The organism is Enterobacter cloacae complex sp. I2, from assembly GCF_014896205.1.
GTDB lineage: Bacteria > Pseudomonadota > Gammaproteobacteria > Enterobacterales > Enterobacteriaceae > Enterobacter > Enterobacter quasihormaechei.
The window spans coordinates 1-16441 of sequence record NZ_JADBRA010000028.1; the positions used below are offsets into that span (position 1 = coordinate 1).

A 16441-nucleotide genomic window follows, 5' to 3' on the forward strand; every position below is an offset into this window, starting at 1 on the left:
GCATTATCATCATAAAACGTATTAATTAAATACTCACCATTGATTCGAATATCAATAAAATCATCGCCGCATGTAGATTTGATCTCATTGAATTTATTTTCAGTTGGAGAAAAGATGAATAATCTATAAATTTTAAACTTACCCATTCCTTCATCTACATGCCATACACTGAAGTCCTTATAGTTATCACGATTATAATCCTCGATAATAATATGGTTCTTTTTCTCGGATGAAACATCTATATCCTTTGTGCTAAGAATTTTACCATTACCTAACACCGATACTGGCAACGAATCATTATCTTCCAGACAAATTTTCGCAGAAATCCCTTCAGTATTGTTAACGTCTAAATATGTGTTATTGCAACTTAATACAACACTTGAAAAAACACAAATAATAAAAATAATATACTTCATGATAACCCCTTATGATTTTGTTAAGTCCACAACAATACGCGATTTTCCAGTAGGGTTTAGACTGACAGTTATATCAGTATTCATCTCATCCATTAAATAAAAACCAATAAATTTCGAATAGGCTTGTCTTTCATAGTACCCATTCGAGCCTCCATTAACCAAACGATTGATTAACCCGACATTATCTGCTGTAAAATCTTCATCCGCGACTCTATTTATTGAGGTTTTTCGTTTATATACCTTTGAAGCCCAGTAAAATCCACCAGAATCACAAGAGCTGTATTTATCTTCAGCTACGATATCAGGATCGAATCTTGGAGACCACCGAAACAAAGTCCCCCCATCATCGGGATGGGTTGCATAATGGGTTGAGACTGAGGTAAGCCGCGGAACATCAGGGCGTAATCGATCCATATATGAACCTGAATGATTTGGAAATTTTCGGTATTCACCGTAGGTTTTATACAGTCCTGCCCATGTAAGTTGCATGATCCCTCTACCATAAAAAACAGTATAATACTCCGTGGCAGGATTCACTGAATTATAACGTCCAAACCCCCACTCATGTAATAACCTCTTACTTCCACCTAAATCTCTCCACTGAGCAGTTTCTAGCAATGTTTGTGGTAGGAAAAATGATATTCTTTTCTTATCGCTTCCAATATATTTTCTAATACATAAATTCAACGATTCATAATGCGACTCAATCCTAGCTTTAGCTTGCTCATGATCTATTGAATATACACTTGCGGGCTGCTTTTGAGCAGTTCTTGGATTACCGCTTGATGAGTAAAATAAATATTTCGGAAATGTGGCAGCTAGCTCATCAAGATTCATCCAACTACATTTTCTAAATTGTTCAATGAATGCTTTTGGCTCAAAATGCCACAGCCTGCCACTACTGAATGCTCCGGAATCAAAGCACAACGCTTCTGCATGGGCCTTGAATTTTGCATAATCTGCTTCCGTCATCGGAGCACGCTTATCATCCCCCGTTTTCAGCCATGAAAAACGGGTATCGATCGTACTTTTTTCCCATTCGAACGGGAAATGACAGATTAACTTTCCACACTGATTATTGTACTCACCGTCCTCCTGCAGCTTCCTGATTATGGCTGAGCTACACTGACTGTTACTGTCAGCATCGTCATCGACCAGCTGCCAGCCCGTCCAGTGAGGAAAATCAGCGTCACTGAACTTTTTGATATTCGCGTCAGCAAGATTAACCATCCCTTTGCCACCCGGGTAATTCACGGTCATCCATAATGGCGCATCTGCCGGTGCCAGCGTTTCGTGCTCCGTATTGATCACCCGGCCAAAACGAAGCAGTTCAAACCCCGCGCTGGGGCTTTCCTTATAATTCCGCATCGCGGTTTTATAGAGATTATATTCGTAGTCTTCACCGTCAGCATTCACCAGAGGGTCGCCCAGCAGATCATACTTCCCGTCAGTCTGTGTATTTTTCTGGCGGGTCACCATCGTGCAGCTGCCTTGTGCCAGAGTCATACTGACATACAGCGGCGCACTGCTGGTATACAGCTCCGAAAGACCGGTTATGGAAGTACTGTTATCTGCGGGTGCCTTGTCATAAAACTTCGTTCCGGCCGGAAGATAAAAGTGAATATCGCCGTAAACTGCATCGGTTCGGCCATCTTTCGACACATCCAGTTCACGGGTCGTTCTGCCCGCCAGCTTGCTGATATTGTCGTCATCACAAAAAATCTGGAAATGGAATTCATTCTGACCACTGCACATTCCTGAAGAGCCCAGGGGGGCTTTACGGTATATTTTTGCATCCTGTTTGATTTCTGCCTCCAGAAATTTCATATGCATATACAGTGAATAGAATACGACCTTCCCGTCTTCTCCGCTTCCTGTCTCCGTTTCATGCTTCAGCAACACATAGCCGTCATCTGTCGGTCCGAGATAATTGAGTGGTTCTGCATCTTTAGACGACGATGGCTGGCGGAACGAAACCACCACGCCATCAGCAATTGCCCGTATTTTTCCAGGCGGCGTTCCACTATCTGTATGTGTAATGTGAACACCACCATGCCAGGATTCTGCTCCGTTTAAAGGAAATCCCTGAACTGAATTTACCGGCATCATTGCACCAGTCCAGTCGGCATCAGTCTGGGATGCAGTTCTGTTTCTCAGAAACGGCGGGCTGATAATCATGTTATGACTCCGTGTCAGGAAAATAGGAAATAGCTGGCTGGCCCAGGAGCTTCCGGACCAGCATCAGGGGCATCTTCAGCGTTGTCTGGATTTTCTTGAGGTTTGCTATCAGAGCTGACAGGCTCTGATGCTACCGGGGCAATACTCGGAAAATCTTCTGGTTTATTTGCCTTTAGCAGCCGGTCATAAAATCCTGCCCGTGTCCGGTAATCCCCGAGCGTCGCCGCTTCAATCGCATTCGCGTCCAGCGTGATATAGCTTCCGCCACCGTTCAGCGTGATCTTCTTCTTCGCAAGGATCCTGATTTCATCTTCCGTGCTGACAATGCTGATTTCCTTGCGTGCCAGCAGTTCCATCAGATCGTTCTGCGCCTGTACCTGCACCGGTCCCTGGTTCGCGATAAGCCTGATACCCAGCTTGCGGACAAACAGGCTCAGGGCGTTGCCCACCCCGATAAACAGATTTTTCACCACGCTGACGTCCGCATTTTTACCGGCCGTGGCAATCAGGTTCTGCCCGGCAGACACCTGCAGGTGTTGTCCGCTGGTCAGCGCCATACCGTCCGGTGCGCTCATCAGCAGCACCGATTTTTTGAGGTCCGTCAGATGCTGTTCCAGCAGGGTGATTTGCGCCTGAAGGTCTGCCGGATTCGCCGTCGCCGTCTTCGCATCATCTGATATCGCCTGCATCTGCGCCCGGGCATCACCCAGGTGGCTCACCGCCGGCTTCATATCAAGGACCTGACCCTGCGCCTTCGCCTGCGCGTCCGCGCTGATAAATATCCCTTTCTGCGCCCGTATCGCACCCCAGCTGTCCGTCCTGAGCTCAAACCCCTCGCCGCGCTGCTGCTTCTCGCTGTCGACCAGGTGGCCGAGGTTCAGCTGGCTCTTGCCGCCGTACTCCGTGCTGACCTTGATGTGCTCTTTCCCGCGCTCGTCGTCGAGGCGGATTTTGTTGTTCGCCGGGGTGCGCAGGACGTTACGTTTGTAGTTCCGGATGGTGACGTGGTCGCCGTGCGCAGAGTCATGCAGCACGCCGGAGATGTACGGCCGGTCCGGGTTGCCGTCTTCAAAGCCAATCGCCACTTCGGTGCCCGCCAGAAGCGGCAGGTGCAGGCCGTAGGTGTCCCCCGCATACGGGCGGGACTGACGGACCCACAGGCTTTCGAACCCGGTCTCCCAGTTCTCACGGTCAAACAGCATATTGACGCGATAGCGACCGTCCTTGTCGATATGCCCGTAGGTGTCATTTTCGGTGGTGCTGGTGACGCGGGCCGGTAAGGTGCCGGCCATTACCGGGCGGCTGCCGGGTTCCGGGCGAAAGCAAAAGTCCGCGCTGTCCGGGATGCCGTCAAACCTGACGCAAAAGTCTGCATCACGCCGGGCATGGCTGTGCATCGCCGTGACAACCACGCCCTGGGTAAACACCTCCGCCACTTCGTACCCGCCGGTGACTTTCAGCAGCATACCCGGTGAAAGGATCGGGCAGCTGGTGAAGGCAACGGTCTGCGTCTGGCCATTCAGGTAGCGCTCATGACGGATGTGGGCGTAAAACGCCCCGGACTCCGCTGTCGGGTTGCGGTCATACGCACTTCCCTGCGTCAGAAAATTATCGCCGTAATGATAGGCCTCACCACAGGTGGTGGTATCCCCGCCGGTCGCGTCAACCCGGGTGTTCATATCCTCCGTGGCCTGACGGTAGTTGTAGTCGCGTGTGCTGACCTCCTTCTGCACCACGTTATGGTGGCTTTCCATATCCCACACCGAGTCCACACCCTGTGAGTGCTGCCCTGACGGCGGTACCGACGGCAGCGTCAGGCCTTTCTCATACCCCTGCTGGCTGTCGTAAAACTCCACCACGTCGATGTTCAACCGCGTATCGGTGGTGAAGCGGAACCATATACCGACCTCACCCAGCAGGCGGGTGATAAAGTGCAGGTCGTCCTCAGCGTACTGCATCACCTGCTCACGGCGCGGGTACTCTTTTGACAGTGAGAACAGGAAATCCTGGCCGCGCATGCCGTGGCGCTCGCGCAGGATTTTTTCCACGATTTGCGGAACCGACATGTCCTGGTAAATTGCGTTCTGGTGCGAGCGGTCAAGCAGCGCCAGACGCGGCTCAAGCGTCAGGGCGTAGCGGGTTTCATCTTTTGACGTGCTGAGGCGTTCAAAACCGGTCACCACGCCCTGAATCACCCGCACCGGCTGCTGTATTTTGATGCCATAACCCTGGTCAACCGGGGCCTGAAGCGTCAGGGAAGCCGCTTTCATCAGCATCATCTCTTTGCTGATGGCATGGTCCGCGCTGGTAAATTCAGTACGGTAGCTGAACGGTGTACTCAGGGCTTCATCGCCCTCAAATGCCAGCACATCAAGCCCTGCATCGCAGCCCTTCACCGAAAGCAGGTGATGGCTGTGGCTGAATCGTAAGGGAAGATTACTGCTCATGCATGCTCACCTTCTGTCCGGTCAAACTCGAGCACTATGCCCTCTTCCTCATCCCAGCCAAGCGTAAGATGCTGCAGCTTCTGCCCCGCCGCCATCTGGCTCAGCAGCTGCTGGCTCAGGACCGGTAAAATCTGCTGGTTCAGCAGACTGTCGACATTGCGCGCCCCGGTATCCGGCAGCAGGCAGGCGGCGGTCAGCGCGTCGTACAGGGATTCATTTATGGTGGTCGTCATACCGTAGTGACGCGTCAGGCGCTGGCTCACCTGGCTCAGCTTCATGCCAACAATCGTTCGCATTGCAGCTTGAGTCAGCGGACGGTAAATCACCGTCTGGAAGCGCGCCAGCAGCGCGGGCTGGAAGTGTTCGCGCAGTACCGGGCGCAGCAGCTCATGCAGGTCCGGCTCTGTCGCTTCCGGCTGTTCATCAAGCATCTGCATGATGAGATCGCTGCCGAGGTTCGAGGTCATCAGAATCACCGTGTTGCGGAAGTCAATTTCCCGCCCCTCGCCGTCGCGCATGAATCCCCGGTCAAAGACCTGGTAGAACAGGTTCATCACATCCCGGTGCGCCTTTTCCACTTCATCCAGCAGCACCACGCTGTATGGGCGCTTGCGGACGGCTTCGGTCAGAATGCCGCCCTGACCGTAACCAACGTAGCCCGGAGGGGAGCCCTTAAGCTGAGAGACGGTGTGCGGCTCCTGGTATTCCGAGAGGTTGATGGTGATAAGGGATTTCTCGCCGCCGAACAACTCGTCCGCCAGTGCCAGCGCCGTTTCCGTCTTGCCGGTGCCGCTCGGCCCCACAAGCAGGAACACGCCCTGCGGGCCGTTTTCTGGTGCAAGGCCGGTTTTACTTGCTCTCAGACGCTGCGCAATAGCGTTAAGCGCCGCGTCCTGGCCAACCACCCGCCCGCCGAAGTTTTGCTCCAGGCTCAGCAGTTCCGTCTGCTCATCCTTCATTAATGAAGAGAGCGGTACGCCGGTCCAGTCGGCGATAACGGTTGCGACGGTACGCGCGTCCACGTCCAGCCCCAGCAGCGGCATATTTTTCTGCACTGCAGTAAGCTGCATCTGTAGGTCTGCTATCTCCCCCTGATGTGAGTTATCAGTGCGGCAGGCGAGCAGTTCTTCCGTCAGCTTCAGCTCCTGACCGTACTGGTTTTCCCGTTCGTCGAGCTGCAAAATGATGCGGACTTCTTCCTGTTCGATGGCGGCCAGACGTTCGCCGTGGGCGGTATTGCCCACCGCGATATCCTCCAGTAGCGCCTGTTTCTCCATGGCAAGTGCCGTAAGCTGCGCCTTCATGCGGGTCAGCGGCTCCGGCACCGTATCCAGGCTCATGCGGATACGGGCAGAAGCGGTATCCAGCAGATCAACCGCCTTGTCCGGGAGCTGGCGTCCGGTCAGATAACGCCTGGACAACGTGACGGCGGCTTTTACCGCTTCATCGGTAATATGCACGCCGTGGTGCTCTGCGTAGCGTGACTTGAGTCCGCGCAGCATCAGACAGGCGGTGTCGTCGTCCGGTTCGTCAACTTTAACCATCTGGAAACGACGCTCCAGCGCAGCGTCACGCTCGAAATACTGTTTGTACTCGCTCCAGGTGGTGGCGGCGATGGTTCTGAGTTCACCGCGGGCGAGAGCCGGTTTCAGCAGGTTTGCCGCATCGGCGCCGCCCGCCTGGTTGCCCGCGCCGATAATGGTGTGCGCCTCGTCAATAAACAGCAGTACCGGTGATGGCGACTGTTGCACCGCTTCGATGATGTTTTTCAGGCGCTGCTCGAACTCCCCCTTCACGCCCGCTCCTGCCTGTAGCAGACCGAGATCGAGGGTGCGCACCGAGACCGGCTTCAGCGCGTCCGGCACATTGCCCTCCGCAATTCGCAGTGCCAGTCCTTCAACGAGCGCGGTCTTACCGACCCCCGGCTCGCCGACCAGAATCGGATTATTTTTACGGCGGCGGGAAAGAATATCCACCATCTGGCGGATTTCATTATCACGGCCAAAGACCGGGTCGATCTTCCCTTCACGGGCGCGGGCGGTAACGTCGAGGGTGAACTTGTCCAGCGCACTCTGCAAGGCCGGGTTCAGCTCTCCTTTTATATCCGCATTCACCGGACGGCCAACAAACTCCACCTCACCGCCCTGTTTAAGCTCCGCTTCCTGCTGCACCTCCGGGCGCTCATCCGACTGCGCATCCAGAAGCCCCCGCAGGCGTTCAAGCTGGCTCTGCGCCAGCGTCAGCAGCGGCCAGAGGCCGTCGCAGCGCACCAGTTTTGGTTTTTCCACCATGGCCATCAGGAGGTGAATGCTGCGGATATGCTCTTCCCCCGCCAGCGAAGCGTGCAGCCAGGCCCCCTGCATCAGAGCCTGAACGCTGTCCGACAGCTGCGGGCGGCTGCGCACCGAACGTGGCAGACGGTCCAGAAAACCCAGCAGATCCTGCCATATCGCATCCATATCCCATTCATAGCGTCGCGCCAGCACGGTCAGGTCGCCCTCGCCCTGTTCCAGCAGCTTCAGTAGCCAGTGTTCGGGCAAAATTTCCGCATGGGCGCGGGTCTGGCAGAGGGACGCGGCGCCTTCCATCGCGCGGGCACAGTATGGATTAAGACGGCGTAACAGGATGGCTGGATTTTCCATGAGACTCTCTCTTTATCAGTTCCGGACACGCTACCGCCCGTCGCTGTTCCCTGTTATTCAGGAACCCAAAGCGCATCAGGTCAGGCAGGCAGATTGTGTAGTTTTTTGCTGAACGCCCGTCAGTGCAGGCGCTCAGCAAAAAAAGCAGACGGCTGACCGTCTGCTCGGTCACTTACGCAGTGGCGCGTTCGTTCCAGGAATCGGAATGAATGATGTTGCCGTCTTTGTAGGTCCAGGTGATTTTTTCGTAGCGCAGCTCAATCTGCTCAAGGTGGTTATGCTTCTCGAAAGCAGGATCCTTGATGTCATGCATCTTCGGATTCACTTTCACCAGCTTCACGTTCTCAAGCTTCGTGTTGAAGTACTCCACTTCCTGACCCGCGTCGTTGATTCTGTACCATTTGAACTCGGCAGATTTCAGGGTCTGGCCAGTGGTCACCGCCTTGTACAGGTACGGACTGGAGGAGTCGATTTCCTTGGTGAACAGGAATGGCGTGTGGATACGCGTGCCGGTCAGCTTGCCGGTGTTGTTATCGGTCGGGATGTACAGGTTGTGCTCCTGGGCCACCACTTCGATACTACCTTCACGATCCTGAACGTCCACAGACCCTTTAATGTCCGCGCCGCCGTCGTCCTTCAGCCACAGATAGACTGGAATTGCCATGTTAATTACTCCGTTACATTATTATCAGCGTCATCATCCTGCGATGACGCATGGGTAGTGCCCGGTGCCTGGCAGGCATTCGCCTGCGGCACCAGACTGATTTCGACACGGCGGTTGAGCGCACGCCCTTCCGGGGTGTCGTTGGTTGCGACAGGACGGCTTTCACCATAGCCCTGCACCGCAAAACAGCTTTCCTGCACGTCGCCGGTGTCACGCATCCAGTCGCGCACCGCTTCAGCACGCTTCAGGGACAGCGTTTGGTTCAGTTGTGGATTACCGGTGTTATCGGTATGCCCGGACACGACAATCAGCCAGCCCGGCTTCGCTTTGATGCCAACCAGTGAATTTACCAGCATTCGGATGGAGCCCGCTTTGAGCTCAAATTTGCCGGAATCGAACAGCGACATGCTGTCGAGCCGCACAATTTTCGGTATCGGTTTGAGCTTCGGTTCAGGCGGCGGAGGTGGGGGCACATACGAGCGGATCGCATCCAGCACGGGCATGCGCAGACGCCCGCCTTGATAAAGCCCCAGGCTCAGCCGGGCCGGTACGCCGTTACGTGCATGGTCGTCCAGCAATGCCGCATCCTCGCGCAGTACCGCAACGGCGTCGGCTTTCGGACCGTAGTTGTCCATAGAAATGCGGTCGTAACGGACAATATCGAAGCTCACATGATGCATTAGCTGGCGATTATTCAAGCCACTGCTGAGCAGCGCAGCGATAGTCGCCAGCGTGAAGATCCCGAGCGCGCAGCGCCAGGTTCGCTCACGCGGTGTCAGACCTCGCCCTTCCGGCAGTAATGGCAGGATAAAATCCGGGTACAGGGAGATAACCGTACTGTTCGTTCCCACCGGCTGCCAGCCAGACACCTGCTGCATCGCTGTGTGATGGGAAAGCCACATTGTCCAGGCCGATGTGGCCAGGCTTCCGGCGAGGAACGGCCCCATTCCCCAAAGCATCGCAACAGGTGCAATCACAGGAATATCGGGGTTTTCATCTATAAATACAGCCTCTACGTGCTGCTGGAACCAGCTCATCAGACTGTTCATCAGCACCTGCTGCTGCACCGCAGGCGTTCCGCCGGTAGTAACCCATGCAGCAACAGAAGCTGGGGCTGAAGATTCACGCCAAACCCTCACGCCTTCTCCTGGTAAAGCAGCCTGCCAGAGTATGTCATTCGTCATCGCGCTGCCGACCTGACCATTCAGCACCAGCGGTATAGAATGACCGGTTTCTTTACGCAACCGGCTGATTTCCCAGCGCAGGGTCAGCAGCCGACTGGTCAGGGCTTCGCTGTCGGGGTGCTGCTGGGGGCAGACGCTGACCATCACCGACAGCTGACGACCCCAGTCAGGACGTAACCACAGTATCTGACGGGCAGCCTGCACCAGATCCTGATGATCTTCCACGCGGATCCAGCATCCCTGCGTGACAGTGAGTACCGGTGACGGTTGCGGCCAGGCTAGCGGCAGATCACCACAAACCAGCACCACGGGCTGACGGTAAGCGGCGTCAGGCAGTTCCTCCAGACGAAGGGTGGAATCATGCTGTTCACGGCGACTGGCGACAGTCCAGAACACCAGTATAAGCCCCACTACCGCCAGCAGAATGAGCACAGAAAACAGCCAGGATACCGGCAGAAAACCCAGGCAGACCACAGAACTCAGCAGGACGGCCCACAACGCAAGCCAGCGCTGTTGTGCAGGACTCATTTCACGGCCTCCGGCAACAGGGTCAGCAGCATCTGATCCAGCCAGCGATCCAGCCCCCACCAGAGTGCAACGACCACCATCACGCTCAGACCAATACGTACGGGCCATGACGCCAGCCAGCCGCCCATAATTCCCCGCCCGGTATGGCTCTCCGCAAGTACGGGGTGGGACTGTGGATAGCTGAACGGCGTGACATATTCGTTGAGGACGTTGACAAGTTTCTGGCGCTCCGGGTCATTCGGTGAACGGTAACTGCCGAGAAAACCCAGCATCATGACCCGCTGGAAACAGGTCACGACAGCGTGGTCTGGCGCCGGTTCACGCAACACATCACGCATCCGATCGCACAGCGTGTCACCAGCATCCATAGTGCCGAGGAAGTACCCTTGCAGAGGAATGTCATACCACTGTATACAGGCGTCATCCTCCACACCCCGACCTTTGACCGCCTCATCGAGTAGCGCGCATTGTGCCGTGAGAATATGCTGGCAGCTGGCTTCATCGAGCTCTCTCGCTTTTAGTTCACGTTGCACACGTTCCACATCAGCAATACAGCGCTCCCAAAGGATTCGCCCTTCGCCTTCCTGGAATATCGGGCCGTGACGCAGGCTTATCACCTGTAGCCAGGTGTCCTGGAGGAGATCATCAATATCAATGAACGCGGCATTAGCGCGTTTACGATCACTCATGTTCTCAGTACCGCAAAGAGTTCAAGTTCAGGCTCGGCAAGCATTCCAGGAACGTAAAACATACAGGTGCCGCTCTGGAACATTTCTATGGCCAGGGGATGAGAGACATCAAGGCTGAAATACTGATTTTCCAGACGCAGTGGTATGGCTGCCGGCACATGACGCAGCGGCGTCAGAGGAACACCTACCCGCGATGAGTTGACGATACTCCTGACATGATCGGGGCTGCCGACCTTGCACTGGCGCGGGAACTGCTCCTGCAATTGTGCCACCGGCAACGGTGAACGCACGGAGAGGTAATAATCAGCTTCTTCGCGCAAACGCGGATCGTGCAGACGAGCCTGCCAGAAGTGAAGCCGGGCATCATGCTCTAGTTCAATCGCTACCACACGCGATGGCAGGCTAGCTTCGAGCAGGTCACCTAATAAATCAAAGAGCGGCGGGAAGACGTTATTTAGTTGCTCATGTTGCCATACTGGGATCGCGCTGACCTGGTGCTCCAGCGAGAAGGTCAGTAGGCTTCCTGCAAGCCGAGCCAACTCTGGATACAGACGCTCAGGCGGGCTTTGTGGATTGCGCTGAAACTGCCCCAGCACAGGCTCAGCACTGTTAAGGGCATTAAGCAACCAGAACAGGGAGACATCGGCTACGGCAAAATCCGCCATACGCTCATTACTTTCCCGGCGCATGTCCATCAGACGGCCCAGACGAGCGCGCAGTTGCGTCAACAGTTGCTCCAGCTGAGTCACCAACCAGCGGCTGCCCAGCAGCGCCAAAAGTGGTGGAAGGTACGTCTCATCAAGTGCCCAGTTTCCCTGTGAATCCCGCTGTAGGTGAGCGACCGGACAGGTCAGGTAATCGCTGTTATTTTGATGAGCGAAACGCAACGTCAGTTCTGGCCGCATCACCGCAATCTGGCGAGTGTCATCCCCAAAAAGGTTGCGGACATCCTGCCAGCGCTGACGATAGCGAACAGGACGCCCTGCGACCTCATCAGGCTTAAGGCAGTTGCCACCATTCGCGCGTAGCAGCGGAAGGGCCAATACCACCACCACATCCTGTGATTCACTCTCCAACGCCAGCACCGGGGGTAGGTCGTCAGCATTATCCGTATCGATTAATGTCCCGTCAGGAAACCGGATGTGCAGATGACGGGCCTGCAAACGTCCCAGCTTGAGAATATCCGATTCGAAAGTGGCATTAATTACCCCCCAGGGATGGGTGAGACCCAGCCGGGCGACACATTCCGCAGACCAGGCCGCATAGGCGGCCTGTTGCTGGAAGTGCTGGGGAGAGACCATCTGGCCCCTGCCCCATAACGGTTGTTCCGTTTTCATGCTTCCTGCCTTACGTTACGCTTTCGCTTTCGGCATCTGGCTTACCAGAGACAGGTTCACGTCCATACCTTCCACCTGGAAATGCGGAACCGCATACAGCTTCACGCGGAAGAAGCCCGGGTTGTCTTCGATATCTTCCACCACCACCTTCGCGTCACGCAGCGGATGAGAAGCCTGCAACTCATCGCCCGGATCGGTCATTTCAGTCACCAGGCTTCGCACCCAGGTATTCAGCTCCAGCTCCAGCAGACGGCGGTCCTTGGTGGTGCCGATGTTCTCGCGCTGAATCAGCTTCAGGTAGTGCGCAATACGCGACAGCAGGAAGATGTAAGGCAGACGGGCATTGATGCGGCTGTTGGCCGTCGCATCTGCGGTGTCGTACAGCGCCGGTTTCTGAGCGGAGTTGGCCGAGAAGAAGCAGGCGTAATCGCGGTTTTTGTAGTACGACAGTGGGATAAAGCCAAGATTGGCGAACTCAAATTCGCGGGTCTCCGGGATCATCACTTCGGACGGTATCTTCACCTGGTTACCGGTACCGAGGTCGTACAGATGGATCGGCAGATCTTTCACCGCTCCGCCCGCCTGCGGGCCGCGGATTTGCACGCACCAGCCATTATTGATGAAGCTCTTCACCATGTTAGAGGCAAAGGAGAATGACGCGCTGGTCCACAGGTATTTCTCGTGATCCGGGCCTTTCACCTGCTCAACGTAGTTGAAGCTGCGAACAGGCACGGTATCAGGGCCATACGGCAGACGCCCCAGCACACGCGGCATCACCAGGCCGATATAGCGGGCATCGTCAGTGTCGCGGAAGGATTTCCACTTAATGTATTCAGCGCGGTCGAAGTAGTTGCCGATATCCTTAATCGCAGCGACCTCTTCCATAGAATCTTTCAGGAAGAATTTCGGGCCGACAGAACCAATAAATGGCATGTGTGCGGCAGCAGACACTTTAGAGATGTTGCGCAGCAGCGCCACATCCTGCGGGCTGGCGTCAAATTCATAGGATGAAATGACTGAACCAATCGGCTCGCCGCCAGGGGTGTCGTATTCGGCGGTATAAGTGTGCCAGTAGAGGCCGCTCTGGATCAGTTCCGGTGCATCCTCAAAATCCTGGCGCAGGTCGTCCTTGGAGACGTCCAGAATCTCGGTTTTCACATTCTGGCGGTAGTCGGTGCTGTCCACCAGCTGCTTCAGGCCGCGCCACAGGGATTCCACTTTCTGGAACTCCTGATGATGCATTACGGCATCCAGCTGACGGCTAATCTGAAAATCCAGCTCGGCGATATGGTGGTCAATCAGCGTCTTGTCAAGCTTATCTACGGGCTGACCGGATTTGCGGATGCAGTCCATAAATACCTGCATCGCCGCCGTCAGGCGTTCACCCGCCGGAGCATCAGAAAGTGCGGCATCATCCAGAAAAGCATTGATATCACCCAGGCTGGAGGCCGGGGTCAGGTTGATTTTTTCAAACAGGGAGGCGTAAACGCCCTCTTTTTCCAGTACGGTGGTCTGCCCCTGCGCAGAGGCGGTTTCAGTATTCACAGACATCAGCATATTCCCGGTTAATCCATTAAATTACACATGCCGCTTATTTCGGGGCCAGTGCACTCATTTCGTCGCGTAATTCCTGAGACAGCGCTGGGTCTTTAAGAATTTTCTCGAGTTCTTTTCTGAAAGTAGCGTTATCAAGAAGATTGGATTTGAGATCGCGTAATAAATTACGCATAGCCAGCATGGCACGGAGCTGAGGGATCTGGCGGGCCACCTGTTCAGGTTCGAAATCCTTAATATCGGAGAAGTTAAGTTTTATACTTTCTTCAGAACCATCCCCTGCCATTGTGTTTGGAACCGTCAGATTAACTCCCGGGTTAAATTCCGAAAGTACACTGTTGAAGTTATTTTTATTGACGTTGATTTTCTCCCTTTCGGATAATGGACGATTCTCTTTTCCATTACTGAAATCACCGACGGTAAGGAGTTTAAGCGGCAGTTCAACTTTCTTCTGCGCGCCACCTGTATGCAGCGCCAGCTTTAAATTTATGCGTGCCTTGGGCACCTCATTCTGGAACGAATCGGCCATAGCAGTCCCTTTCTTCAAAAGAAATAATGTTAAGTGAGTGACGGTTCTTTACAAACCCATATTAGAACAAAAGGCCATTCTAGATCAACTAATCAGATCAAAGATCTACATTTGGACTTTTCTTAAGAATTTTCCACTAACCATTAGTATTTATAAATACCAGACATACGTGGCACGTAAAAAGTATTAACCATTTATTCACAATAAACCAGCAGGAATGCCTGCGTTGACAGAGAATATTGAATTCATTGCCCCCTGTCGCTGAATAATTGATTTTTATCAATGCGATTCTAAACATCAGCCGCAGAAGCGCAATCTAATATCATCTTATCCAATAAATCTGCTGAATATGGAAAAGTCCTATACCGGACAAAATCAGGTTTTAAATAGCAGAAATCATGCTGTTATACAGATAATGAATTAATGGTTACGCGCTTTTCGATAAACCGGAAGAGAAATATCGCTGGTGGCATTCATCAAAAGAATGAATGCGGTTTTTTATGGAAGGATTTTGCTAATAACTCGCCTGTAAATAGCATTAACCCTGCGTTCAGGCGCTTAAGCGATGTACGGCTATTTGCCATAGCCACTTAAGCGCCTTACCTGGTTTTTAATGCTTTTCAATGTACATTGTACGACTGTACGCAATATCCTCTGGGTTATTTATCGGATACCCTTTAACCCAAGGCTTAATGAGACGACCATTGGTGTACTGATAAATAGGGGCAATCGGTGCTTTCTCGGTGAGGATCTTCTCGGCCATGTTGTAGTCTGCATTACGCGCTTTTTCAGTCGTTTCAAGCGTCGCCTGATGAAGAATCTTATCGTAAGCAGGATCGTTAAACCGGGAGATGTTGCCGGTGTGTGAGGACGTCAGCAGCGACAGGAATGTCGACGGCTCATTGTAGTCTCCTACCCACGACGCACGGATCACGTCAAAATTCCCGGTATTGCGGCTGTCGATGTAGGTCTTCCACTCCTGATTCTGCAACTTAACGTCAACGCCCAGATTTTTCTTCCACATAGATGCGACGGCAATTGCGATTTTCTGGTGGTTTTCAGACGTGTTGTACAGCAGCGTTAATTTCAGCGGGCGCTGGGGACCATAGCCTGCCGCCTGCAATAACGTTTTCGCCTGAGCATTCAGCTCCTGCTGTGACATCTGCTCAAATGGCGAGGGTTCCGGCGTAAAACCCGCAGTGACATCAGGAGTGAAATGCCAGGCCGGTTTCTCACCGGTTCCCAGAACTTTTTCCGCCATAATGCGCCGATCGATAGTCATGCTGAGCGCCAGACGCACGCGCGCATCAGCGGTTGGGCCTTTTTGCGTGTTAAACGCGTAGTAATAGGTACCAAGCTGTGGCGGAGTATATACCTGCCCCGGAATATCCTTTAGCAGCTTCTGGTACATGTTTTTGGGAAATGATTCCGTGATATCAATGTCGCCCGCCAGGTAGCGTTTGGTCGCTGAGGACTCCTGGTTGATCGGCACGAATGTGACTTTTTTTATCACCGTATTGGCGTTATCCCAGTAGTGAGTGTTCGGCTCAACCACCAGCTTTTCATTCACCACGCGATCTTTCAGCACATATGCACCGTTGCCGATGAGCGCGCCAGGGCGCGTCCATTCTTTACCGCTTTCCACGTTTGCCTTTTGAACCGGATAGAACGCAAAGTTCGCCGTGAGGTTGCTGAACCATGGCAGCGGTTTGTCCAGCTGCACGCGCAGCGTTTTAGCATCAACTGCCGTCACGCCGAGCGTATCCGGAGCAGCTTTTCCATCAATAATGGCCTGCGCATTGTTAATGCCCGCCAGCGCTGCAAACCAGGCGAAAGGTGACGTCGTTTTGGGATCAACCAGGCGACGCCAGCTGTAAACAAAATCTTGGGCCGTCACAGGGCTACCGTCAGACCATTTAGCGTTATCCCGCAACGTGAACGTCCAGACACGGTTATCGTTGCTCTGCCAGCGCGTCGCCACGCCGGGAATCAGCTCCCCTTTTTCGTTCTGATTCACCAGCCCTTCATAAAGGTCGCGGATCACCTGTATCTCGGGTAAACCCACCGCTTTAGCCGGATCGAGCGATGCGGGTTCATCTTTAATGTGTCGAACCAGCTCCTGCTTTTGCGCCAGAACCGTTCCTTTGGGAACCTCCGCGGCATATGCAAGTGAAGAAAGCCCGCACAGCCACAGCGCAGTACAAAGAAGCGAAACAGGATGCTTCATACGATCCCCTTAATGATGTCAGGTAACAGGCAGATGCGTAATTATT

11 protein-coding genes are annotated in these 16441 nt (G+C 53.7%); all 11 read right to left on the reverse strand.

Going from position 1 to position 16441, the window contains the following annotated elements; all coding sequences use genetic code 11:
- The coding region (locus IM300_RS22725) for a hypothetical protein (RefSeq protein ID WP_226842390.1) at positions 1-416 on the reverse strand (416 nt) is incomplete at its 3' end.
- 9 nt (positions 417-425) lie between these two features.
- Positions 426-2594 carry a M23 family metallopeptidase gene (locus IM300_RS20480; protein WP_193038097.1) on the reverse strand — a complete coding sequence of 723 codons (2169 nt, stop codon included), beginning with the start codon at positions 2592-2594 and terminating at the stop codon, positions 426-428.
- Between the two features lie 14 nt (positions 2595-2608).
- Complete coding sequence (locus IM300_RS20485) at positions 2609-5041, reverse strand: type VI secretion system Vgr family protein (protein WP_226842391.1); 2433 nt, start codon at positions 5039-5041, stop codon at positions 2609-2611.
- Positions 5038-7683, reverse strand: coding sequence for a type VI secretion system ATPase TssH (gene tssH / locus IM300_RS20490; protein ID WP_193038099.1), 2646 nt, complete (start codon positions 7681-7683; stop codon positions 5038-5040). The genes IM300_RS20485 and tssH overlap by 4 nt, the downstream gene beginning before the upstream one ends.
- 172 nt (positions 7684-7855) lie before the next feature.
- Positions 7856-8347, reverse strand: coding sequence for a type VI secretion system effector Hcp (gene hcp / locus IM300_RS20495; protein WP_009653685.1), 492 nt, complete (start codon positions 8345-8347; stop codon positions 7856-7858).
- Between the two features lie 5 nt (positions 8348-8352).
- On the reverse strand, positions 8353-10059 hold the full coding sequence (locus IM300_RS20500) for an OmpA family protein (RefSeq protein WP_193038101.1): 1707 nt from the start codon (positions 10057-10059) through the stop codon (positions 8353-8355).
- Positions 10056-10748 carry a type VI secretion system protein TssL, short form gene (gene tssL, locus IM300_RS20505; protein ID WP_193038103.1) on the reverse strand — a complete coding sequence of 231 codons (693 nt, stop codon included), beginning with the start codon at positions 10746-10748 and terminating at the stop codon, positions 10056-10058. The genes IM300_RS20500 and tssL overlap by 4 nt, the downstream gene beginning before the upstream one ends.
- Positions 10745-12085, reverse strand: a complete 1341-nt coding sequence (tssK, locus tag IM300_RS20510; RefSeq protein ID WP_193038105.1) for a type VI secretion system baseplate subunit TssK — start codon at positions 12083-12085, stop codon at positions 10745-10747. Before tssK ends, tssL begins: the two co-directional genes overlap by 4 nt.
- Before the next feature lie 15 nt (positions 12086-12100).
- Positions 12101-13636: a type VI secretion system contractile sheath large subunit gene (gene tssC, locus IM300_RS20515; protein ID WP_063867064.1), complete on the reverse strand. Its 1536-nt coding sequence runs from the start codon at positions 13634-13636 to the stop codon at positions 12101-12103.
- Between the two features lie 40 nt (positions 13637-13676).
- Entirely contained in the window at positions 13677-14168 is a 492-nt protein-coding gene (tssB, locus tag IM300_RS20520) for a type VI secretion system contractile sheath small subunit (RefSeq protein ID WP_063452315.1), read from the reverse strand.
- 610 nt (positions 14169-14778) lie between these two features.
- Positions 14779-16395, reverse strand: a complete 1617-nt coding sequence (locus IM300_RS20525) for an ABC transporter substrate-binding protein (RefSeq protein ID WP_193038107.1) — start codon at positions 16393-16395, stop codon at positions 14779-14781.
- Positions 16396-16441: the final 46 nt, after the last annotated feature.

Excerpts from the sequence above, each read along its gene's own strand:
- IM300_RS20480 (WP_193038097.1), bottom strand. The coding sequence starts at position 2,594 with ATGATTATCAGCCCGCCGTTTCTGAGAAACAGAACTGCATCCCAGACT.
- IM300_RS20485 (WP_226842391.1), bottom strand. The coding sequence starts at position 5,041 with ATGAGCAGTAATCTTCCCTTACGATTCAGCCACAGCCATCACCTGCTT.
- tssH (WP_193038099.1), bottom strand. The coding sequence starts at position 7,683 with ATGGAAAATCCAGCCATCCTGTTACGCCGTCTTAATCCATACTGTGCC.
- hcp (WP_009653685.1), bottom strand. The coding sequence starts at position 8,347 with ATGGCAATTCCAGTCTATCTGTGGCTGAAGGACGACGGCGGCGCGGAC.
- IM300_RS20500 (WP_193038101.1), bottom strand. The coding sequence starts at position 10,059 with ATGAGTCCTGCACAACAGCGCTGGCTTGCGTTGTGGGCCGTCCTGCTG.
- tssL (WP_193038103.1), bottom strand. The coding sequence starts at position 10,748 with ATGAGTGATCGTAAACGCGCTAATGCCGCGTTCATTGATATTGATGAT.
- tssK (WP_193038105.1), bottom strand. The coding sequence starts at position 12,085 with ATGAAAACGGAACAACCGTTATGGGGCAGGGGCCAGATGGTCTCTCCC.
- tssC (WP_063867064.1), bottom strand. The coding sequence starts at position 13,636 with ATGTCTGTGAATACTGAAACCGCCTCTGCGCAGGGGCAGACCACCGTA.
- tssB (WP_063452315.1), bottom strand. The coding sequence starts at position 14,168 with ATGGCCGATTCGTTCCAGAATGAGGTGCCCAAGGCACGCATAAATTTA.
- IM300_RS20525 (WP_193038107.1), bottom strand. The coding sequence starts at position 16,395 with ATGAAGCATCCTGTTTCGCTTCTTTGTACTGCGCTGTGGCTGTGCGGG.